At 41.9% G+C, this 22,432-nt stretch carries 20 protein-coding genes, 1 tRNA gene and 1 pseudogene; 2 read left to right on the top strand and 20 right to left on the bottom strand.

All coding sequences use genetic code 11. The features are described from left to right. Positions 1–23 precede the first annotated feature (23 nt). The 8 genes from araA to IGI50_RS20705 form a co-directional block, all read right to left on the bottom strand. Complete coding sequence (gene araA, locus IGI50_RS20670; protein WP_438778378.1) at positions 24–1,448, bottom strand: L-arabinose isomerase; 1,425 nt, start codon at positions 1,446–1,448, stop codon at positions 24–26. Between the two features lie 28 nt (positions 1,449–1,476). Continuing rightward, positions 1,477–2,175, bottom strand: coding sequence for an L-ribulose-5-phosphate 4-epimerase (locus IGI50_RS20675; RefSeq protein WP_060789377.1), 699 nt, complete (start codon positions 2,173–2,175; stop codon positions 1,477–1,479). Between the two features lie 12 nt (positions 2,176–2,187). Then, complete coding sequence (locus IGI50_RS20680) at positions 2,188–3,777, bottom strand: xylulokinase (protein WP_438778379.1); 1,590 nt, start codon at positions 3,775–3,777, stop codon at positions 2,188–2,190. A 164-nt stretch (positions 3,778–3,941) separates the two neighbouring features. Next, positions 3,942–5,024 (bottom strand): GntR family transcriptional regulator, encoded by a 1,083-nt coding sequence (locus IGI50_RS20685; protein ID WP_438778380.1) that lies wholly within the window; start codon positions 5,022–5,024, stop codon positions 3,942–3,944. Positions 5,025–5,208: 184 nt separating this feature from the next. After that, a complete protein-coding gene (locus IGI50_RS20690) occupies positions 5,209–5,493 on the bottom strand; it encodes a DUF1905 domain-containing protein (RefSeq protein ID WP_438778381.1) in 285 nt (94 codons plus the stop codon). A gap of 97 nt (positions 5,494–5,590) precedes the next feature. Continuing rightward, a tRNA-Sec gene (locus IGI50_RS20695) sits at positions 5,591–5,687 on the bottom strand. A 146-nt stretch (positions 5,688–5,833) separates the two neighbouring features. Then, a complete protein-coding gene (locus IGI50_RS20700; protein WP_010743984.1) occupies positions 5,834–6,196 on the bottom strand; it encodes a DUF1622 domain-containing protein in 363 nt (120 codons plus the stop codon). A gap of 486 nt (positions 6,197–6,682) precedes the next feature. Next, positions 6,683–8,749 carry an LTA synthase family protein gene (locus tag IGI50_RS20705; RefSeq protein WP_438778382.1) on the bottom strand — a complete coding sequence of 689 codons (2,067 nt, stop codon included), beginning with the start codon at positions 8,747–8,749 and terminating at the stop codon, positions 6,683–6,685. 429 nt (positions 8,750–9,178) lie between these two features. Here IGI50_RS20705 and IGI50_RS20710 point away from each other — a divergent pair, with 429 nt between their 5' ends. Both IGI50_RS20710 and IGI50_RS20715 read left to right on the top strand, forming a co-directional pair. Continuing rightward, positions 9,179–9,697: a hypothetical protein gene (locus IGI50_RS20710; protein WP_438778383.1), complete on the top strand. Its 519-nt coding sequence runs from the start codon at positions 9,179–9,181 to the stop codon at positions 9,695–9,697. Positions 9,698–9,724: 27 nt separating this feature from the next. After that, positions 9,725–9,928 carry a helix-turn-helix domain-containing protein gene (locus IGI50_RS20715; protein ID WP_010743987.1) on the top strand — a complete coding sequence of 68 codons (204 nt, stop codon included), beginning with the start codon at positions 9,725–9,727 and terminating at the stop codon, positions 9,926–9,928. 31 nt (positions 9,929–9,959) lie between these two features. On the opposite strand, the pseudogene IGI50_RS20720 reads toward IGI50_RS20715, so the two are convergent. The 12 genes and pseudogenes from IGI50_RS20720 to selD form a co-directional block, all read right to left on the bottom strand. Further along, positions 9,960–11,610 (bottom strand): annotated as a pseudogene (locus tag IGI50_RS20720) (IS1182 family transposase). A gap of 151 nt (positions 11,611–11,761) precedes the next feature. Beyond that, positions 11,762–13,564 (bottom strand): ABC transporter permease, encoded by a 1,803-nt coding sequence (locus IGI50_RS20725; RefSeq protein ID WP_438778384.1) that lies wholly within the window; start codon positions 13,562–13,564, stop codon positions 11,762–11,764. An 11-nt stretch (positions 13,565–13,575) separates the two neighbouring features. Next, positions 13,576–14,328, bottom strand: a complete 753-nt coding sequence (locus IGI50_RS20730; protein WP_010743989.1) for an ABC transporter ATP-binding protein — start codon at positions 14,326–14,328, stop codon at positions 13,576–13,578. Between the two features lie 48 nt (positions 14,329–14,376). Next, positions 14,377–14,736 (bottom strand): YxeA family protein, encoded by a 360-nt coding sequence (locus tag IGI50_RS20735; protein ID WP_028021041.1) that lies wholly within the window; start codon positions 14,734–14,736, stop codon positions 14,377–14,379. Between the two features lie 203 nt (positions 14,737–14,939). After that, the gene (locus tag IGI50_RS20740) at positions 14,940–15,485 is read right to left on the bottom strand and encodes a CD3073 family putative ECF transporter S component (protein ID WP_010743991.1); all 546 of its coding nucleotides are present in this window, start codon (positions 15,483–15,485) and stop codon (positions 14,940–14,942) included. Continuing rightward, positions 15,475–15,984, bottom strand: coding sequence for a CD3072 family TudS-related putative desulfidase (locus IGI50_RS20745; RefSeq protein WP_438778385.1), 510 nt, complete (start codon positions 15,982–15,984; stop codon positions 15,475–15,477). Before IGI50_RS20745 ends, IGI50_RS20740 begins: the two co-directional genes overlap by 11 nt. Before the next feature lie 12 nt (positions 15,985–15,996). Continuing rightward, positions 15,997–17,373 carry an L-seryl-tRNA(Sec) selenium transferase gene (gene selA / locus IGI50_RS20750; protein ID WP_438778386.1) on the bottom strand — a complete coding sequence of 459 codons (1,377 nt, stop codon included), beginning with the start codon at positions 17,371–17,373 and terminating at the stop codon, positions 15,997–15,999. A 15-nt stretch (positions 17,374–17,388) separates the two neighbouring features. Next, positions 17,389–18,513 carry an aminotransferase class V-fold PLP-dependent enzyme gene (locus IGI50_RS20755; protein ID WP_438778387.1) on the bottom strand — a complete coding sequence of 375 codons (1,125 nt, stop codon included), beginning with the start codon at positions 18,511–18,513 and terminating at the stop codon, positions 17,389–17,391. A gap of 53 nt (positions 18,514–18,566) precedes the next feature. Next, positions 18,567–20,447 (bottom strand): selenocysteine-specific translation elongation factor, encoded by a 1,881-nt coding sequence (gene selB / locus IGI50_RS20760; RefSeq protein WP_438778388.1) that lies wholly within the window; start codon positions 20,445–20,447, stop codon positions 18,567–18,569. Between the two features lie 4 nt (positions 20,448–20,451). Continuing rightward, the gene (locus IGI50_RS20765) at positions 20,452–20,718 is read right to left on the bottom strand and encodes a DUF3343 domain-containing protein (RefSeq protein ID WP_438778389.1); all 267 of its coding nucleotides are present in this window, start codon (positions 20,716–20,718) and stop codon (positions 20,452–20,454) included. Between the two features lie 30 nt (positions 20,719–20,748). Beyond that, positions 20,749–21,339, bottom strand: a complete 591-nt coding sequence (yedF, locus tag IGI50_RS20770) for a sulfurtransferase-like selenium metabolism protein YedF (RefSeq protein ID WP_438778390.1) — start codon at positions 21,337–21,339, stop codon at positions 20,749–20,751. Positions 21,340–21,353: 14 nt separating this feature from the next. Beyond that, positions 21,354–22,376 carry a selenide, water dikinase SelD gene (selD, locus tag IGI50_RS20775; RefSeq protein WP_438778391.1) on the bottom strand — a complete coding sequence of 341 codons (1,023 nt, stop codon included), beginning with the start codon at positions 22,374–22,376 and terminating at the stop codon, positions 21,354–21,356. Between the last annotated feature and the right edge of the window lie 56 nt (positions 22,377–22,432).

A 22,432-nucleotide genomic window follows, 5' to 3' on the forward strand; every position in this document is an offset into this window, starting at 1 on the left:
ATCCAAGCCAATATTCTTATCTCCTACTTGATAGTAACGTATTCTAAATCAACCAATTTCGCCCAAGTAATGATCTGTTCTGTCGTCAAATTCAACGAAACAACCGTATGATGTCCCCCACCTGTTTGAATCCATTGGCCGACACCATCATGGAAGTTTGGTTTTACTTTCCACAATACGCGGGCAACTGGCAAATTCGGCGCAGCTTCTGTCGGTTCAAAAGCTTCAACCTCATTGATCAATAATTTATAGTGGGTACCAAAGTCCGCCATTGAAACAACTACACCGTCCCCTGCTTTTCCATCAAATACTAAGCGCGCAGGATCTTCGCGGTCACCCATTGATAATGGGGAAACAACAATTTTTGGTTTGTTCACGGCTAAAGTCGGATCGACCTCCATCATATGTGATTGCAGAATCGCTTCTTTGCCGGCAGCCAATTCGTATGTGTAATCTTCCATGAAGCCAGTGTTTTCGTTGTGGGCCATTACTTTCATTAAGCGATCCAAGGCCGCTGTTTTCCAGTCACCTTCCCCTGCAAAGCCGTAGCCTTCAGCCATTAAGCGTTGAACAGCTAATCCAGGTAATTGCTGCATGCCGTACAAATCTTCAAAGTTAGAGGTGAAGGCGTTGTAATCACCCGCCTCTAGGAAACGGCGAATCCCAATTTCTTGCTTTGCCTGTACCTTGACATGGGCTTCCCATGTGTCATGATCATAATCACCATAATCAAAATCATATAATTTTTTGTATTCAGCAAATAGCTCATCGACTTCTTCCTCTTTGACAGCCTCTACATACTGCACTAAATCACCGATACCAAAGTAGTCAACGACCCAACCGAATTGAATTTGCGCTTCGACTTTATCCCCTTCAGTGACGGCAACATTACGCATATTGTCCCCAAAGCGCGCTACCTTAATATTGAAGCTTTCATTGTATGCGACAGCGACATCCATCCAGTCAGCGATTTGTTGTTGCACACTATCCGTTTGCCAGTAGCCGACAACAATTTGATTTTGTTTTTTCAAGCGGGCATTGATGAAGCCGTACTCACGGTCTCCATGAGCCGACTGGTTCAAATTCATGAAATCCATATCGATCGTATCCCAAGGAATGCTTTCATTAAATTGTGTCGCTAAATGCAGCAAAGGTTTTTGCAATAATTTTGTGCCGCGAATCCACATTTTTGCTGGTGAGAAGGTATGCATCCAAGTAATGACACCTGCTACATCATCACGATAATTGACTTCCTTCATGATTTTTGTAATCGTATCGGATGTTACCGCTAATTCCTTCAAGACGATTGAGTACTTCATTTTCCCGCTGTCATTCAGACCCTTAACGATTGCTTCTGCGTCTGCCTTCACGCTCTTTAATGCTTCTTCTCCATATAGATGTTGTGATCCTACGACAAACCAAAATTCTTTTTTGCTTACTTCTAACATTCCTGTTCGCTCCTTTATAATAGTGAGTTTAATTTCCTTGCCCGTAATAGGCATTTTTTCCGTGTTTTCTTAAATAGTGCTTATCTAAAACTCGTTGCGGCAGCTCCTCTGCAAAGCTGTTTAACTGACGCGCAAAGAGATTCATCTTCGCTACTTCGTCCAAAACGACCGCATTCATAACGGCACTTTTAGCATCTTTCCCCCAAGTAAACGGCCCATGTCCGTGAAGTAAAACACCAGGGATTTCCATCACATCTATGTCTCGTTTCTTGAAGGTTTCGATAATGACCTTGCCTGTTTCATGTTCATATCCGTCATCTATTTCTTTTTGGGTTAAAAATCTGGCACATGGCACCGTTCCGTAAAAAGTATCTGCATGCGTGGTTCCCATCGCTGGTAAATCCAATCCTGCCTGCGCCCAAATCGTTGCCCAAGTAGAATGCGTGTGACAGATACCGCCGATTTCAGGAAAAGCTTGATATAAGACCGCATGGGTTGGTGTATCTGAGGAAGGATTTAATTCTCCTTCAATGACAGTATTCTCTAAATCAACGACCACCATATCCGAAGCCTTCATTTCGTCATAGCTTACGCCGCTAGGCTTGATGACAAAATAGCCGGTCTCCTTATCAAAAGCACTAACATTTCCCCAGGTATACTTGATTAATCCTTGCTTTGGTAGTTCTAAATTCGCTTGAAAAACTTCTTCTTTTAGTTGTTCTAACATGGGACTCTCTCCTTATTTCAACGCTTGGATGGCTTCTGCTTCAATCTTCAGACCTTTTTCATACCGTTCAATAAATTCGCTATAGCCCTGCAGATCCTCTTCCTTCGGCTCAAGTGTTACTCCTTCACTGCCTGCGAACACCTTCTGCTCTAAGAATTCTGCTAGTGTGAGCACTTCCTCCGACTGATAGGCCGCTAGCAAAGCAATACCCCAAGCACCGCCTTCGCCAGCTGTTTCCATCACGGTCACAGGCGCTTCCATTGCTGAGGCTAAAATTCGTTGACCGACTTCAGGGGTCTTGAAGATTCCGCCATGTCCGACTAATTTATCAATTCGAATTGTTTCCTTTTTCAAAATTTCCATCCCGATTCGCATCGCTCCAAAGGCACTGGATAAATGCAGACGCATGAAGTTCGCTAAGTCAAACTTGCTCTCAGGTGTACGGATAAATAATGGTCGTCCTTCATTCATTCCGGTAATATTCTCACCAGAGTGATACCCATAAGAAAGCAGCCCTCCACAGTCAGGATCCCCCTCCAAAGCCTTTTCAAACAGTGTGGTATACAGCTTTTCTGTACTAATATCCAATCCCAACGCTTCAGAAAATTCTTTAAATAAATGGACCCAAGCGTTAATTTCAGAGGAACAATTATTGGTGTGAACCATCGCCACGAGATCCCCCATCGGCGTCGTCACCAAATCTATTTCTGGGTGAACTTCTTTTAACTTCTCCTCTAGGACGATCATGGCAAAGGCCGAGGTTCCAGCTGAGACATTTCCCGTTCTTTGACGCACACTGTTCGTCGCAACCATCCCAGTTCCCGCATCTCCTTCAGGGGGACAAAGCGGAATCCCTGGCTGCAATGTTCCTGTAGGATCAAGCAGATATGCGCCTTCTTGCGTCAACGTTCCAGCGGCTTCTCCTGCAAGCAGCACCTTCGGTAATACTTGACTTAATTCTTGAGTAAAGGCCGTTCCTTCAGTCAACTGGCTAAAAATTTCCACCATTTGTTGATCATAATTCTTTGTCTCCGTATCAATTGGAAACATGCCGGAGGCATCGCCAACACCCAAGACTTTTTGTCCGGTCATCTGCCAATGAATGTAGCCTGCTAAGGTGGTCAAGAAGTGAATCTCGCTTACATGCTCTTCCTGATTTAGAATTGCTTGATAAAGGTGCGCGATACTCCAGCGTTGTGGAATGTTGTATTGAAAAGCCTCCGTCAGCTTTTCTTCCGCTTCGGCTGTGATGGCATTGCGCCAAGTTCTAAAAGGAACCAGCAATTCATCGTCTTTATCAAAGGCCATATAACCATGCATCATGGCACTAAAGCCGATCGAGCCGATCGTCGACAAAGTTTCACCATACTCCTCGAAGACTTCCGTTGCCATTTTGCGATAGCTTACTCGTAAGCCCTTCCAAATATCCTCTAATGAATACGTCCAAATTCCATTTTCTAAGGCATTTTCCCATTCAAAGCTTCCTGCAGCAATCGGCACCAAATCTGATCCAATCAAGACTGACTTGATTCGTGTAGAACCAAACTCGATTCCTAAAGCTGTCCGGCCATCCATGATATCCAGTTTGATTTTTGCGATCATTTCCTTCGTTTTGATAGGAATCTCCTCCCTTGCTCTCTATTTGTTACCGTTATCATACAATTTATGTACGTACATGTCAACCGATTATTTATTTTTGTTCGTACAAATATTCCGTTGAACACGCAAAAAAAGCAGCTCCTACTACGAGCTGCTTTTTTGATGATTTATAATGGTGTGACTGAATCTCTTTCAATTAACGTTGGTTCATAGAGGATATTCTCTGGATCGCGACCTTCTTCGATCGCTTCGATGATCCAATTAGCCGAATCCTGTCCCATCTGTTCCTTCGGATGATTCAAGGTCGTAAGCTTCACATTCCCTATTTTGCTCAAGGCAGAATTATCATTTCCAATTACCGAAAGCTCTTGAGGAATCTGTAAGCCATTTGCACTTAGACGATCGATTAAGCTGCTAGCCACCTGATCGTTGTAGCAAACAAGCCCTGTAATCTGAGGCTCTTCTTTCAATCGCGCCTGGACCTGATCGAAAATGGTTTTTCTTGTTTCTGTTTCAAAGGTAATGATGTCCTCTGGAGAAAATTGGATACCAGATTTCTCACAGGCCTTAATGAATCCCTTCATCCGATATTTCCCTTGGAGGTCATCTATTTTTGTGACTAACAGCAGCTTTTTATGATTGTTTTTGATCAAATAGTCTGTCGCTAAAAAGCCGCTCTCAACATCATCTACGCAAATAAAAGGCGCACTGATTTCTTCGTAAACAGCATTGATCATAACCATCGGAATCCCCTGCTCTCTTAAGCGAACATACAGTGCTAGATTCGGATTGTACTGATTACTTTTGGTCGGTTCAACGATCAACCCCTCCACCCCTTGAGTGATCATTTTTTCGATACATTGCTTTTCTTGTTGAAAATCATTATTCGTGCTAGCTAATAAAAGCGAATAGCCTTTTTCCCTTAACGTCTTTTCAATGCCGCGAATAATCGAAGGGAAAATGTAATCAGATAAGTAGGTGGTAACAACACCAATGGTTTTATGATTATTGCTTGGCGCTTTACTTTCTTGTTTATACTTTATATCTACGTAAGTTCCCGAACCCTTTTCTTTTCTAAGAAAGCCTTCATTCACAAGCAAGGCAATCGCTTGGCGGATCGTGTGTCGGCTTACCTGATAATCTTTTTGTAGCTGTAATTCTGGCGGAATCGCCGTATTTTCTTTGTATTCACCAGAAAGAATCCTTGATTTCAATTCATCGGCGATCGTCTGATATTTTGATTGGTTCATAGCCTGCCCTTTCCTTCACTAAGTATTTGTATACAGAGTAACAGAAAATTCAAAATATCGCCATATATGTCCGAACAAATTTTCATCATTCAGTTCATTTCCATACATATCTATGAGTATTTCTTTCCTTGTTCTTACGAAAACTTACTCTAACTATCAAAATAGCCTTTTAAACAATTGGCTTTTATTCCATGGCAAAAACACGGACAGAGACAGTATCACCGATATCTTTTTCGATCTTCTTTCGAATATCCTTCCGAATTCCCAAAATATAGCAAATACTGCCGTCTTCGTTTTTTACGCCCATGTTTACGATACTCCCTTGGTAGTCAAAACCATCAAAGGTGGCGCGGACTTTGACACGCCCTTTACCAAATTCTTCTCGAATGTCGTAAGGAAAAATAATATAGGCGCCCCCTTTACCGACTTCAGAAGCATATATCTGGGATTCAAATTTGTATTCCTTCATTACTTTAATCTCTCCAATCCTTTAAAAAATAAAAAACCGATGCTCCTCTACTTAGAAAGAATTCTAAATCTAGCAACATCGGTGATTAAGGTCATATTGGCGGGAATGTGTGGGAATCGAACCCACCCAAGAAGCTCCTAACTCCTCATACTGGTTTTGAAGACCAGAGGGAACACCAGAACCCATCCACTCCCGAAACAAAATAATCATACCACTCCTTCAAGCGGGAATCAATAACAAATCGCAAAGAAAAAAAGAAAGAAATAGTCTTCCATACGTTTACTTCTTTCTTTTAAAAAATTACTAACTTATTGAGTTATCCTTCCACATCATTTTCTTTCTATCTCTTCGCTTCTTCATCAGAAAATTCACTGATTTCCTTATTTAAAAAATAAGAAATCATCGTTCGGATGACGACAATCAATCCCAATTTGATAATGTCTTGAAAGGTTGGATTAATGATCGTTTCAATTATATCCGCCACGATTAGAAACTCTAAGCTTAACAAAATATAGCTGCCTAAATAAGCCTTGATGTATTTATTTTTTTGTAAAACAGAAGAAAATTCATTGTTGCTTCCGTGATGAAGCAGCTTCACAAAAGCAAGCACTGCTCCCACGATAATAATAGCAATTGATAGGACATCCAGTAATAGAACGATCGGATGAAAAAATGTTTGAATAATATGCTCAATAGCTGCCATACCCACCCCGCCTTTTTCCACTATAGTTCTATCTTAAGCCGAAACAGTCTCTGAATCAAATGGATCGATTGTTTTACGTTTTCTTAGAACCTTTTAAGCAAGCGATAAGCTTCACTATCTAGAGTAGGTTTTATCTTAATTTTGAAGGGATGATTATTATGCTGAAAACTTTAAAGGAACGTACCCCCGCTTTTTTAAAAGATGCCTTTTATGACTTACTGATTTTATCGCTTTCCCATTTGTTTTATCAAATAATCAGCCAATTGCTGAATCACTAGATTGGCGGGAATGTGTGGGAATCCAGCCCTTTTTAAAGGTTCTATCAACGAGAAATAGACGTAGAAGAAAACGCGCGTTTCTATTTTCGCTTCACAGTTGCTTCAACGAAACCTGTCATAAAGTTCTATCCTCTAAATGCTTTTTGGCTTTTCCGAAAAGTTGGGCACAAAAAAGAAGCATCCTTCCATTGGATACTTCTTCTTGAACTTACTGTATTGGCGGATAAAGGTTGGCGGTCGTTTTGTTACCATTCTTCGAGTAAAGACTGGTTGATTGACTACCCTTTTCTTTTTCAATCGCCGTATTTTTCTTATCTAAATCATGATAATCGTATTTTTTCGGATCGACGGGCGTGAAGCCTTCTGGTGTGTAGAAACGCAAGAGATTTTCTTGGTTCAACTTATCGGATAAGCTTAAGGCTTGTTTGACCTGCTTCTGCTGCTTATCGATCTCCGATTCAATATTCAAGGCTGTTGGATCAACCTTCTCACCGGTTTTATTGTCATAGGTCTCTCCGCCTAATTCCGTGTAATTTGGTGAGACAAAGTCCCCGTTTCGAAAAGCAACGGTTTGATCATGCTGAGGTGAAAATAAATCCGTCCCAAATTGAATATATTTTTTCGTATCAATGCCCATTAAATGCAGCAGCGTTGGTAAGACGTCAATTTCGCCGCCATATTGATGCTGGATACCGCCCTTTGTATAGCCGGGAATATGGAACATCAATGGTACTCGCTGCATCTGCGCATCATCAAATTTATCCCAAGTCGTTGGATCTTTTCCTAGTGCTTTAGCCAGATCCTTATTATTGCTGTCGGAAATTCCAAAGTGATCTCCGTAGATCATAAAGATCGAGTTTTGATAGATCCCTGAAGCTTTCAGATAATCAAAGAATTGACGCAAGGATTCGTCTAAATAGTGAGCCGTGCGCACATAGTCATCCACTGTACTGTTGCCTGTTTTTAAAGCTGGGAAGTTGAAGTTCTTATCATCCGTTAAATACGGTGTATGATTTGTTACGGTTAAAAATTTCGTATAGAAGGGCTGTTGCAGGTGCTCTAAGTGCCCCACCGTTTCCTTCAGCATGTCCTTATCCAAAATGCCATAGCCTAAACTTTCATCTGACTGATTAAAGTAGGAACGATCAAAGAAATTTTGATACCCTAAATTTTTATAGACATGGTCGCGATTCCAGAAGCTGCCAACATTCCCATGGAAAACTGCACTGGTATAGCCGGCTTGCTGATTCAAGATTGCTGGCGCTGCTTGGAAGGTATTGTCTGAACCTAGTTGCGTAAACAATGACCCCTGTGGCAACCCAAAGGTCCCTGTTTCCAGCATGTTTTCTGCATCGCTGGTCTTGCCTTGACCAACCTCATGGAAGAAATTATCAAAAGCCAGCGTTTGCTTGTTGTCATTTTCCAAACTGTTCAAAAATGGTGTAACCTCTTGTCCATCCACCTTCATATTGATCAGAAATTGTTGGAAGCTTTCCAAGTGGATCACAATAATATTCTTTCCCTTGGCGATGCCGTATTTGCTTGGATCAGGAGCTGCGTAATGACTTTTCGTATATTTTAAAATGTCTGTTAATCCATTGCTTGATGCATGGGCACGTACACTGTTTGTCTGCTCCGTTTTGATCCCATCGTAAACAGTAAAGGCGTCTAATCCTAAATATTTAACGATATAAGACCGGTCAAAGGTTCGTTGCAGTAATTGTGGGCGATTCGCCTCACTTAACGATAAATTGATTGAGAAGGTCAAGGCTGCTAAACAGCTGACTGCTACTGCGAAAGTTTTTTTGACGGGCTTGCTGACGATTTCCTTTCGTTTCGCAAAAATATAAATCAATATTCCTAAGAAAGCGAGTATATCTACCCAATAAAAAATATCATGGGGTTTCATTAAAGCGAAGGAGCTGCCTGAAATTCCCTGTGATACCTTTGAAAATCCTAAAATCGATTTGATCGTCACAAAATCAGTAAACTCGCGATAAAAAATCACGTTCAAATATAGGATCAAGGTATTTAACAGATCCATCAAAAACAATACGATCAAGGCTGGCTTAATTTTTTTGACGTAAAGAAACACCCCAAAAAGCAGCAATGTCGTAGCAATTGGATTGATCCATAAAATGAAGTATTGAATGGACCCTTCCACACCTAATGAAAAATCTACATAGTAGGCTAAGATCGTCTTTGCCCAAAACAGCACGCTGACCGTCAATAAGATAAGCCAACGATTGGTAAAAGCTTTTTTTACCCGGTTCATCCGGAACACTTCTTTCCTTATTAAATTGTCCGCTATTACTATAGAGCAGAATTAAAAAATATGCATTTTTATATGGGATTCGGTAGAGAATTTTATATTTTTTGAACGAAAAATGATCTTTCCTTCAAATTTTAAGGAATGAACCGCTAGTTAATTGACTTTTCGTCGTCAAATGAAAATTTCCTAAGACACAAAAAATTCATAATCTTAATAATTATCCATAAAATAACAAAATAGTCCAGCCTTTATCACTCTTTTTTCTAGGGTAAGACAACATTCCTTGGGAAATCACTAGAACACTCCTAAATGATTCGAATCTCTTATTCGATATATTTTTATCGTTTTTCGATAAATTTTTATTGACTTTGTTTAAATCGATGGGTATAGTTAACTCAACAAATAAATCAAAGAAATAAGGAGTGTATGAAAATGAATTCAGAAAAAAGTGTATTTAAAGGGTTGAAATGGGTATTTAGTTTTTTTGTTGGTATTATGGGGATCGCGGCTGTAGGATTGCTGGTGATGGCCGTTCTCTTTAATCTTCCTACTGTCTCACAGGAATTATCTGTTGTCAGTGTAGACAGCCTGCCTTTTGGGCGCTATACCTTTGATATCTTGTCTTCACCGATTTTTCTCTTGCTGCTGATAGCAAACATTATCTTGTATGGTATCCTGTTCTTGTTTGTCCGCAACTTCTTTAAGAATCTAGAAATGGACTATATTTTTGTAAGAGATAATGTCGAAATGGCTAAAAAAATCGCTGTCATCATGTTGCTATTATCTATAACTTCAGGTCTTCCTGATTTATATGCCTCTTTCCAAGGCTTTGCTACAGACAGTGCTCTCATGGATTTGACCTATATTGTCGGTGCGGCGATTGTTTGGGCGCTGGCGAAAATTTTGGAAAAAGCCAATTTGATCGCAGAAGAAAATGAATTGACTATTTAAGCGAGAGTTACAAAAGGAGGCAAAATAATGATTCAAGTAAATTTAGATGTCATGCTGGCAAAAAGAAAAATGTCGTCCGGGGAGCTGGCAAAGAGAGTCGGTATGACCAATGCCAATATCTCTGTGCTCAAAACCGGCAAAGCAAAAGCCGTCCGTTTTTCTACCCTTAATGAGATTTGCAAGGTACTGGAATGCCAGCCAGGAGATATCTTAGCCTATATTGAAGAATAGAAAGGGTCTGGGACATAAATCCTAAGCTCAACTAAAAACAGGGATCAAAATCGCTTTTTCGATTTTGATCCCTGTTTTTTTATAACTTGATTTCCCCGTATTGCTCTCATGTTGCCTATTAAGCATCATTTTCTTCATATTGACTGCCATTAAGGCGATCCCTACTTCATTTTTTACTTTGTCTTTCCCTCGAACGGAAAAGCGTGTCCATTTCAAACAAGCCTTCAGATGACCAAAAGTTGATTCCACGTCAATCTTACGCTGGGCATAGATTGCACTGGTTTCTGGTGCTGAAAGCAAGTCTCGTTGTTGCGCTTTGAAATATTCTAATGACGGATTGACTTTGATTTTTCTTCGATAGCCGCCTGGTGTGAATGCCTCTGGTAGTTTCTTCTGATTAGCATCCTTTGCTTCGGCCACATATTCTTTGAACTCTCGTTCAAATCCGTAGTCATCTGTTTCTGTACGATAAGTGTTGAAGTTGAAGCGAACGCCTTTAGGATCGACGTAGTAATCATCCGTTTCAAAATAGTCCCAGTTCATGACTTTCTTTTCGTCGGCTTGCCATTTCTTACTCTGTTCCTTGATCATCGTGCTATAAGGAATCAACGGTGTCTGTTGAGGAAGCTCATCCTCAAAGAAGCGATAATTACTTTCTGAGCCATAGCCTGCATCCGCTACAATGTAAGGGGGAAAGGGAGAAATTGCGCCTGCAACGTTTCTAAAAAGGGTTGAAGGGTTCGAGTATCTGTAGGGTTCGCAAAAAGATCATACCCTAATACATATCGGTTGTTCGTAGCGATTTGAAGGTTATAGCCAGCTTTCAATTGCCCATTACGCATGTGATCCTCTTTCATTCGCATGAATGTCGCATCTGTATCTGTCTTGGAATAGCTTTTGCGATCACCTAGAATACGATACTGGTGCTCATATTTTTGAACACGTTCTTGATGGGAGCGGAAATGTTTGAGCTGAGCCTTTGGCAGTTTGCGTTTGGAGCGAAGCTGCTTACGAACAGAACCGACAGGTTCTTGTTCAATTGCTTCGTCGTATTGTTCGACTGTTTCAGTCAAACGAGTAGTGAGCGCATGAATTTCCTCTTTTGATAATTCACCATCAGATTCCCGTTCAAGTGCTGGGATGATCTCTTGTTCGACGAGCGTTTGATAAGCTTCTAAGGATTTTTTTTCTAAATTCTTGTGATTTTTCTCTATGGCAGTTTTCCAAACAAAGGTGTATTTATTGGCCGCAGCTTCAATTTTTGTGCCATCAATAAAAATAGCTTCTTCGGTTATTTGATTCGTTTCTACCAAGTGCGAACGCAGTTGGACAAAACAAGTCTGAATCAGAGGCAACACCCGAGAATCGACTCTGAACCGATTGATTGTGCGATAACTAGGTTCGTGCCCTTGCGCGAGCCACATCATTCGAATACTATCTTTCATCAACCCTTCAATCTTACGACCAGAGGTGATTGATTGCGCGTAAGCGCATAGAAGCAACTTCAACATCATGCGCGGGTGAAAAGAGCTCGCCCCGCGATCATGTTTGAAAGCCTCAAATTCTGAATCCGGGATGCTCTCAATAAAAGAATCGATGAGTCTAGCAATATCATTTTCAGGAATGACAAGTGTAAGATCTAGCGGTAAAACGACCTGATTTGTGTTATACTTTTTAAACATAAGAGAACCCTCCAGACTTTTTGTTTCGACGCTTTAAGTTTATCAGAGAGTTCTCTTTATTTGTAGGGAAAATAAATAGGCATCAGAGAAAATCGATGATTTTCTCTGATGCCTATTTTTATGGAGCTGGATTTATGTCCCAGCCCCTTTTTTAGTCCTCGTGTTTCATCACAATTCCTGTGTAGATCCATACTGTCAATAGATAGTAGATAAAGTACAGGACAAAGAAAATCAAGAATGGCAGCCAAATGTTGCTGTAAGGATCACTCATCAATGTTTTAAATAGCTGCAGACCAAATAATACATGTGTAACGCCCAACAATCCCGGCACTAAAAATAGAATACCGATCTCTTTACGAATCGATTGTTTTAAAAGCTTACGACGTGTTCCAATTTTTTCCAGCATACTGTAGCGTTGAATATCGCTTTTTGCACCAGATAAAATTTTGAACATCAGACAGCTGGCCAACATTGTTAAAAAGGCGATACCTAGGAAAAAGCCCATAAATTCAAAACCTGAGAATAACGCATTATACAATTCATACACCAGCGCTTTTTGATTCATACTGCCCATATCTTTATTAATGGTCGGGTTTTTAACAAAATTCTCTTCCGCTAACTGTTTTAAAGCGGCTTTATCCTTCGAAAAATCTGACACATGAATCAGACGGAGTTCTGTGGCTTTCATTGGTAACGCCGCAAATTCTTCACTGGACAAAAATTGATGCTTCTTCGTACTTTGCTCGGGTAGCTCTAACGAACGCAGTTGATCCGAAGCAGTCAGATCCTTCGCCAGTGTTTCTCCATCATAGCTCTTCTTTTTCGTTTCTCGGCTAGTAGTAAATTCCTTCGCCATGAACGGCGTTTGATTGAATTGCCCGCGATCATAATAAATAGTGTCCTTATCTTCCTTTTGTTGATAAGCCACATCCGAGGTCGCGTCAATCTTCTCCAACTCTGAGGTGTTGAACGCTTGACCATTATTCAAAACTAAATCATAAGCGGAGGTTGCATCTGTCATTTTCATGATCTCATTGTGGAACCCGAGTCCCACAGTGATTGCTCCTAATGCCAGCGCAAAAAGCATCGCTACCATGGATAATATCCGCGTGTAATCTTGGATACGGAAACTTAGCTGTGACAGGGTAAAATTGTTCAATTTCTTCAAGGCGATACTGTCGCTGCGCTTCAAAAGATCCAATACAAAAATCAGGATCGAATGAAAAACAAAGTATGTTCCTAAAACAATCGTAACCAACGCAATAATCAAAGCTAAGAAGGCTAAGGTCATTACCTGGGTCATCATGTAATAGCCAATCCCTAAAAAGGCAATACCCGCAATAACTTCAAGAATCAAAGTAATTACTTTACGGTTTGCAGGGAGCGGTGTTTCACTTGCCCGCAGCAGATTCAGGATCGGTTTTCTCACGATCGTCATGGCATTGACAAAGGCCGCTATTAAGAAAATAACGGTGAAAAAGATCAATGTAAAGAGAACTGCAGAGGAATTAACCGCTGTAAAATGAGTGATCTTAATCTCTAATTGCTTGACCAATAACTGCTGTACAACACCACTCAAGCCGATACCGAGAATCACTCCGACTAAAGTAGCCCCAACGCCCACGACAAAGGTTTCAATAAAGATCAATTGAGCAATCTTTCGTCCTTTTGCACCAAGCATCATAAACATCGCATAATCCTTTTGTCGCATCGACATCAAAAACGAGTTCGCATACAAAATATATACGAAGGTGATGATCGAAAGCAGTACCGTCCCTAGATGGAAAATCATAACCACTGAATTAATCATAGAATTGTTTTTCAAAAAGGCCTCGTTCGTTGCTAAGCCTTCGAACATATAAAAGATTCCTGAAGCGACAACTAAGCCTGAAAACAGCACCACGTAATCTCTCAGGCGTCCTTTGATCCCAGTAAGTGATAATTTTAAAAGCATCGAAAGTCCCCCTACTGTTCCAAGTTACCGAGAATGCTTAAAATCTGACGATAGAAAGCTTCTCGTGTTTGATTTTCACGTTTAACCTCTTGATAGATCACTCCGTCTTTGATAAATAAAATCCGTTGACAGTAGCTAGCGGAGAAAGGGTCGTGAGTGACTAATAAAATCGATACCTGATCCTTTTGATTCAATTCCTCCATCGTATCCAATAGATCGCGAGCACTGTTGGAATCCAGTGCTCCTGTCGGTTCATCTCCTAATAGGATCGTTGGCTGCGTGATCAAAGCCCGAGCGGCAGCGACACGTTGCTTTTGCCCTCCTGAAATTTGAGCAGGATAGCTATTCAAAATACTGTCGATTGACAATCGTTTGGCTACCTCTGAGACTCTGCGATGTATCTCTTTGGCCTTCACGCCTTGTAAAGATAAAGGAACCGCGATATTTTCCGCTGCAGTTAAATTTTCCAGCAGGTTAAAATCTTGAAAAATGAATCCAATTTCGCGACTACGAAAATCAGCTAGCTTGTTGCCTGATAATTTTGTTACATCCGCTTGGTTGATTCGAATCTTCCCATCTGTAGGCTTATCCAAAGTAGCCAATAGATTCAATAACGTTGATTTACCTGAACCGGATGCTCCCATAATTCCGACAAATTCGCCTTTTTCAACTTCAAAAGAAATTCCCTTTAAGGCTTGCGTCTTTTTCTGATTGCCTTTTCCATAGGTTTTCTTTACTTCATTCACTGATACAATTTTTTCCATACTTTCACTCCTAATTGCTTCTTTTTCTCTGTACAGTCCGCGAAATGATCAAACACCTAATTTTTCCGCGGCCTTTTTCGGAACCTCTTTTTGTTGCACCTCTTCGTAAGAAGTTACGCCCTTCTTTTCGTTCCAGGTAACTTTAAGAAACGCTTCGCGACGTAAAGGACGAGATTTTGAGGCATTGAAATCCAGCATTTTTTTATTGCCAGCTTTGTCATAGCCCGGCAACGAATAGCTATAGTCTACATATGTATTTCCACTCGTATCCTTCTCTTCAATTCGTTGACCGTCTGTCGTGATTTGGACATAATAATCATCGCCGCCCTTCACGACTTTATCTGCTATTTGTAAGCCTACATAGGCGATGACAATTAAACTAACTAAACCAATCAAAATTTTTTTCATCACTGATTGCTCCTTTTTATTTCTAGGGCTACTATAAAATATTCCTAGACTATCAACCATTGAAACAACCTAAATTCGTCTAACATTTTTGTCATTTGGCAAAAATAGGCAAAAAAAATAAGCTAGTCTCAACTGTTCTGGTTGATCCTAGCTCACCTTAAAATTTCCAGACTAAGCACCTTAGTCGTAGAAGCTATTCATACTCATTTTACTGCAAAGCGTTTCATTTGCGGTAATTTAACAAACCACGCGACTAGCAGACACGAAACAATCTTATCGACGACATTCCCCATAACTGCACCCCAGTAAGTTGCACTGATCATTTCCTTCCCAGAAGCTCTGAGTGCCATGATCACGATATCCGTACCTGATCCAGTAAATCCACCGAATAGTGCTAGACGAATCGGGGCACCGATCATTGGACAAATAAAGGCTAATAAAATTCCTGCAATCAACGCTTGTTTATAGCCAAAGCCATTTTTCGCCAATAATGCTACTACAATGGCTACCGCTACATTTACCAACGCAAAAGGAATGGAAAGCGGCCCGCTAATTAATCCCATTAGTAAATTGGTTGTTACACCCGTGATGATTCCATACCCCATCCCAAAATTGGCGGCAATAAAAATCGTGCCCATTGTATCTAAAAACAATAATGGAATCTTCAACATAGATACCGCTTCACCCAGTACTACATTTAATACGACTGCAATGGCACACATTGCGATCACTCTTGCTTTACTGTTCATTCTTTATCCCTCTTTCTAAAAAAACGTGTAACTGTTCTTCAAATTCTCCCTGATCGTCCTCCCTGTACCAAGTGGGTACCTCTAAATATTGGGTCGCGATTTGCCGCTGCTCGCATTCCGTAAAAAATTCTTCCATCAGAACACCCCGCTGTCCACTGATAGAGCAATTGGGACTTTCATTGATCCCGATAATTCCCAGATACTGGTAGCCCTCCGCTTGATAAGCTTGAATTTGCTGGATAATGGGCGTTAGCAGCTCTCGACATTTTTGACGGTAGTTTGGCAAATCACGGTACTCCTCATAGGTCATCGGTGGACGATCGCCTCCCAGCACGATAAACTCTGGACAGGGCAGCTGAAGCAAGGCAATCCCGCGACTCAACAGATCAATCGCAAAAGGAAATGCTCCACGTGCCCGTTCCCAACCGTGAATCACGGCGTTTTGGTTCAAAACACAATGAGACACGACAACCAATTGTTTCTGTGGTTGAATCGTCATCCCTCCTTCCATTTATTTAAAAATTTCTTGCAGGGTTTCTTGAATCAGCGGAAATTCATCCAAAGCAATCGTCCGCATATCTAAGAAATTGCAATCATTTTTTACCCTTGTAATAATTGGTGTTGCTGCAAATCGTAGTTTCTCCTGCAGAACATCCGCTGCAAATCGTTCACTGCTTAAAACAACCGCATAGGTCGGCAAGAGATGTTCTGGATACGAACCGCCGCCAATTTTACTGCTGTCTTTTTCGATTTTCACACTTAGCTCTGTAATGAATTGCAGCATCGCAGCCAATTCCGCTGCTTTTCCTAAGCAATCTTCTTCACTCAGTCCGATCATTTGTAATGTCGGCACAGATTTGAGGGCTTCCTTTTCATCAAGGTATAAAGATAAAGTCGCTTCCAGCGCACTTAACGTCATTTTATCAATACGCAACGCCCGTAAAAGCTGGTTCTTCTTCATCTTCTCGATGTATTCTCGTTTTCCGACAATGATTCCTGCCTGTGGTCCTCCTAATAATTTGTCTCCGCTGAAGGTTACAATATCGCAGCCCTGATCCAATACTTCCTTCACAGTCGGCTCATAAGGCAAACCAAAAGGACGCATATCAAGTAGCAGACCGCTGCCTAAATCATTGATCAGCGGTAAATTATTCTCGTGAGCTAGTTCTGCCAAATTCTCCAATTTCGGACATTCGGTAAAACCAACAATGCGATAATTACTGGTATGCACCTTTAGAATCGCCCCAGTGTCTTCATTCAACGCCTTTTCATAATCTGCTAAATGTGTTTTATTCGTTGTTCCCACTTCTACGATTGTTCCACCGCTGGAGGTAATGACATCTGGAATTCGGAAGGCGCCGCCGATTTCTACTAGCTCGCCCCGTGAAACCAGCACTTCTTTTTCCTGTACCAGTGTACTTAAGACTAGCAATACGGCCGCCGCATTATTATTTACGACCAAGACATCTTCTGCTCCCGTGAGCTTTTTCACGATTGATACTAAGTGACTATAGCGAGACCCTCGTTTGCCGCTTTCCAGGTCCAACTCCAAATTTGAATAATGAAAACTAGTCGCTAGCAGCTGCTCCTGTGCTTTTTCGCTTAAGGAGGAGCGACCTAAATTCGTATGAATGACTGTTCCAGTCCCATTTATCACACGACGTAATGAGAACTGCTTTTCTTCCAACTGCTTATGAATCATTGCGATAACTTCTTTTTGATCAATCACAGTTTTTCGTGTCCCATCGACCACTGATTCCCGAAGACGTGCGACTACTTGCTGTGTTGCTTCTTTGGCTTTTCCGTGGGGATAGATCGGATCAATCTGCTTCAATAAAACATCCACGGAGGGCAAGCTTGCTAAAATATTTTGAATCTCTTTTGACATAAGCCACCTGCTTTCTTAGCGTAACGCCAGATTTTTTATTGCAGCCAAGGTCTTATCTACTTCAGCCTTGGTTGTAAAACTTGAGAAGGACAAACGAACTGTTCCGCGATCCGCGGTTCCTAACGCTTCGTGCATCAAAGGCGCGCAATGATAGCCTGGACGTGTAGCAATCTGATACTCTTCCCACAATAAATCACTAACGATTGCCGACTCTGCATCCTTGATGTTCAATGAAAAGACATCCACTCGAGGACCTGTGAAATCCCCATAAATCGTTAACCCCTCAATTGTTTGCAGCTCCTGATAAAAATAAGCCCCGAGTTTTTCCGAAGGTTCGCGGTCTTTCAACCACTGGATACTCGCTGTTAAGCCCGCAATTCCGGGAATATTCATCGTTCCTGCTTCCAATAGCGTCGGCAGCTCCTTAGGCTGTACCTTCGAAAAGGACTGCATGCCGTCCCCGCCGGTCAATACCGGTTCCAACGGTAAGTCTTTTCGCAAACACACACCGCCGGTCCCCTGTGGTCCATACAGCGACTTGTGACCAGTAAAACACAGCGCCGAGATTTTCCCGTCGCTGAGATCGATTGGGACGACACCAGCTGTTTGAGAGGCATCAATAATTAGATAGAGTCCCCGCTCTGTACAGAAATCCTTTACCCATTCAAGGTCCAATAAATTCCCTGTAACGTTGCTCGCGTGATTACAAACTACTGCCTTTGTTTCTGAACGAACTTTTTCTGCGAACTCCTGATAGTTCAGTCGACCAGTCACCGCTTCACTGGAAATAACGTCGACGCTGGCCCCCTGTGCTTCTAATTGATACAACGGACGCAACACAGAGTTGTGCTCCCAAGAGGTCGTCACCACATGATCTCCCGGCTGAATCAACCCCTTTAAAACTTCATTTAAAGAAACGGTCGCGTTGTTAGTAAACGCCACCTCATAATGTTGGTCTGCGTTAAGTAGGGCCTTCACCTGATTGCGCGCCTTCTCCGCTACTCGAAACCCTGCCAGCGAATAGCCGTGGGCTCCGCGAGAGGGATTCCCGTACTCGCCGGTTAGAATTTCCGCCATCGCCTCTGCCACCACCTTAGGTTTTTGAGCCGTCGTGGCGGCATTATCCAAATAGATGCCCATTATTATCCCTTCTTCCTTTAATGGATTTTTTCCTACAGAAGTCTACTAGTCAATTACTTGCCTAGTATTCGATAATTTTCCACACGCTTCGTGATCTCCTGTTTGTCCATATACTCTAGGATCAGCATTGAAGACTTACGGCTCGAGTTGGTTAAATCACGGAAATCACCTAGTATCATTTGCTGGTGCTCGCCAATATACTGCTGAATCAATGCCACCGCTTGATCAAAAACTTCACCTAAAATGACATACTCGTGGGTCAAAAAAACGACGGTTTCGCCGTTCAACGCTTCTAAAACTTCCTCTGCGTTTTTGTCTAAATCAAACAATTCTTCCTTCTTGACTGGTGTATAGCCATTTTTTGCTAAAGTCTTTTCGATCTTTTCTTTCGCCGCCTGCTGGTACTTGTTAAAGGTCACTTCAAAATCAATCAGCGCCAATTTATCATTCGTTTCTTTGACTAGCTCTCCTTTCATTAAGCCGATCAAAGCAGATATTTCTTTTTCAGCTAAGACGCCTCGCATCCGCGAACGAAATTCCTCTAATGGCATCCCGAAACGCAAACGATACTGCTTATGATAGGCGGATAGAATTTCTGTTGCCTGATCTGCTAATTTTTGGTAGCTGACTTGCGCCAAATAGCCGACTTTGGTTTCAATTATTCGCTCTTCTGTCACCATCTCTGTTAAGATCGGCTGCAGTTCTTCAAGGCCTACCCCCAAATATTCCTGCAATTCCTTTTCCTTCGTAAACGGCTGTTTCTTGTTCACCATGAAATCTGCGATTAACTCATCCAGACTGCCCTCTTCTTTTGCCTTCAGGCTCTCTAAGATTTCCACCTTGAACCGGCGATGCTTATGTGGGGCAGCGTCTAAAACTTCGCCGCCAGCGATAGTGTACATTGGAGAATAGGAGCGTAAAATGAAACGATCACGTTCTTTGACTGCGACCTGCTCTTCTAAACGCAACTGTAAAAAGCCATCCTCTCCTGGGCCGATCCAATCCACTCCCAGCGGAACAGTCCGTGCCATGACTTCACGAGTGCCGATCAATAAACGAACTCGATCCCATAAACCAATACCACCTTCTACTTCAGGCAGGCAGGTAACTTTTACATCTAACATCCAAGTATCTTCTAATTTTTCCGACACCGACAAAACATCGCCCCGTTGAATCTCATCTGTCGCGATATTTGCTAAGTTCAACGCCGTTCGTTGGCCGGAACTCGCACTTTTCACATCTGTTTCATGTACCTGAATATTACGTACTCGTGTTTTTTTCTGACTCGGATACAAATATAAGTCATCTCCCGCATTAATCGAGCCATCTAAGAGCGTTCCCGTAACAACCGTCCCAAAACCCTTTACACTAAAGACACGGTCAACATTCAAGCGGGCAGAGCCGCTGCCTGAACGTTCAGGAACTTCCTCTGAATGCTCCTGGATTTTTGCCAGCAGCTCTTTGATTCCAGTACCGGTTACAGCGTCGGTTTCAATCAAATCAGCTTCAGCCAGAGGCGTGTCCGCCAATTGCTCACGAATATCTTCAATGACTAGCTCTTTTAGATCAGGATCAACGGTATCTACCTTCGTTAAGACGATCAAAAAGTCCCGGATGCCCAATAACGTTAATATGTCGATATGTTCTTTGGTTTGCGGCATGATGCCTTCAGCAGCGTCAATCACCAGCAACACCAGATTAATCCCAGGCAAACCAGCCACCATGTTTTTAATAAATTTTTCATGTCCCGGTACATCCACGATACCAACCCGTTTTTTGTTCGGCAGGTCTAGATAGGCGAAGCCTAAATTAATCGACATCCCCCGCTTTTTTTCTTCACTCGTCGTGTCTGTCTCGATTCCGGTCAAGGCTTTGATCAAGGTCGTTTTCCCATGATCGATATGCCCTGCTGTTCCAATTACAATATTTGCCATTTCGTTATCCTTTCTGAGTCAACGTATAGTCGGTTTTCAACCCCTCTTGGACGGCATGATAAAAGCCTTCTGAAGCAATCTCCGCCTCAGTAAGCAAAGACCTTAACATTTCTTCTTCAGCCAAAGGATATTTCAAAGAAAAGCCGCAACTAGCATGAATCTTTTCCGGTGTGGGAATGATTCGAACGGCAAGTTGGGCTTCCTTCGCAATTTCCTCAGCTTTCATGGCCTCTCGGGTTGAATAAAATAGCGCAACACCGTATGTCTGCATAAAAACTGCTCCTTTTTCATCCTCTTGTTCTTATGGTTTAACGATCTTCGGAGCCTGACGCATCATTTCTACGATACGATACATATTCGTAACTTCACCGACAGCTGCTGTCAATTCATAGAAATTCAAGCACGCGCCGCAAGCGTAGATTTCTACCCCTCGATCAGCCAAACCTTGAATATCCTCCAATGAGTCTGAACCTTCTACGACGGATTGCACACCGCCATTGTAGAAAATAACCTTTTCTGGCAGTATATCCTGTTCAGTCAGAGAGTAAATGAATCCCTTCAACAGGTTCTTTCCTAGTTCATCTGAACCGCGTCCCATTACATTCGTATCAACCACAACAATATAATCCTCTACCGTTGCGATCGGTTCCGCTGCTTCAGGTACTTCCTCGGTCAAATCCACATTTGCTTTAGAAATAACCACCGTGTAATGATTCGGCGCATCTTGATCCATCTGATAAATATAGCCTAATTGTTCCGCCATTTTTTTCAAATTCTGTGTGGCAATCTCGTTATCTACTAGTGTTTGTACAACTTCATGCTCCCGTAAGGCCTTCTTCGTTTCAATAACTGGTAACGGACAAGCTTTGCCTAAAGCATCGATTTTAAACATATTTATCCACCTCTCTAATAAACAATCAATTCTTTGTCTTGTTGCTCAATCACAGACCCAAAATCCTGCGCAGGAATCCCCGCCGCTTGTAACTCTTTTAGCAGAGCGTCTACTTCTTCAGCCGGCACACTAACTAACAGCCCGCCAGAGGTTTGCGGATCGAATAATAATTCCTCAATCCCAAAATCATCAATCTGAAAATCAATTTTATCCTCCATGAAATTCCGATTACGCTGGCCACCAGCTGTTAGGATAAATTCTTTGGCTCCTTGATAAGCCTCTTCAAAATAAGGCAGGTCTTTCGATTGGATCTCCGCACTAAAGCGATCATTCAACATTTCATGCAAGTGTCCCGCTAAACCAAAACCCGTCACATCCGTACAACTGTGAATGGAATACTTGCGGATGATTTCCATCGCGTATTTGTTCAGTGTCTCCATGCTCGTGGTGGCTTTCACAAATGCTTCTTCGCTAATTTCTTCAGCACTATAGCCCACCGTTATGATACTGACACCCAGCGGCTTCGTCAAAATCAAATGGTCTCCCAATTGACACGTATTGTTTTGATAAATTTTATTTGGATCGATCGTACCGGTAACAGACAAGCCATATTTTACTGACTGGTCATGAATCGAGTGCCCGCCAGCTAAAATCGCGCCAGCCTCTTGGACCTTCTCTGAACCGCCTCGTAAGATTTCTTTTAAAATGGTCAACTCTTTTTCTTCTGGAAACGCGACGATATTCAGCGCTGACAATACTTCGCCTCCCATCGCATAGACATCGCTCAATGCATTTGCGGCCGCGATCTTACCGAATAGATACGGATCAGTAACCATCGTCGGGAAAAAATCTAATGTCTGGATAATCGCTAAATCATCACGCAGTTTAATAACAGCAGCATCATCTGTGGAATCAAATCCTACCAATAAATTTTCACTGGTTGCTTTAGGTAAATCTGCTAACAGCTTCCCTAAATTTCCTGGACCGATCTTTGCGTTGCAGCCACCACAGACGATTAATTGTTGGACTGTCTCCATGTTTTCCACCATCCTTCACGCTCTCTATTATAACAGTTTACTTTTTGTTTCTCTAC

Origin of the sequence: Enterococcus sp. DIV0170, from assembly GCF_051710765.1 — a bacterium.
Lineage (GTDB): Bacteria > Bacillota > Bacilli > Lactobacillales > Enterococcaceae > Enterococcus_A > Enterococcus_A raffinosus.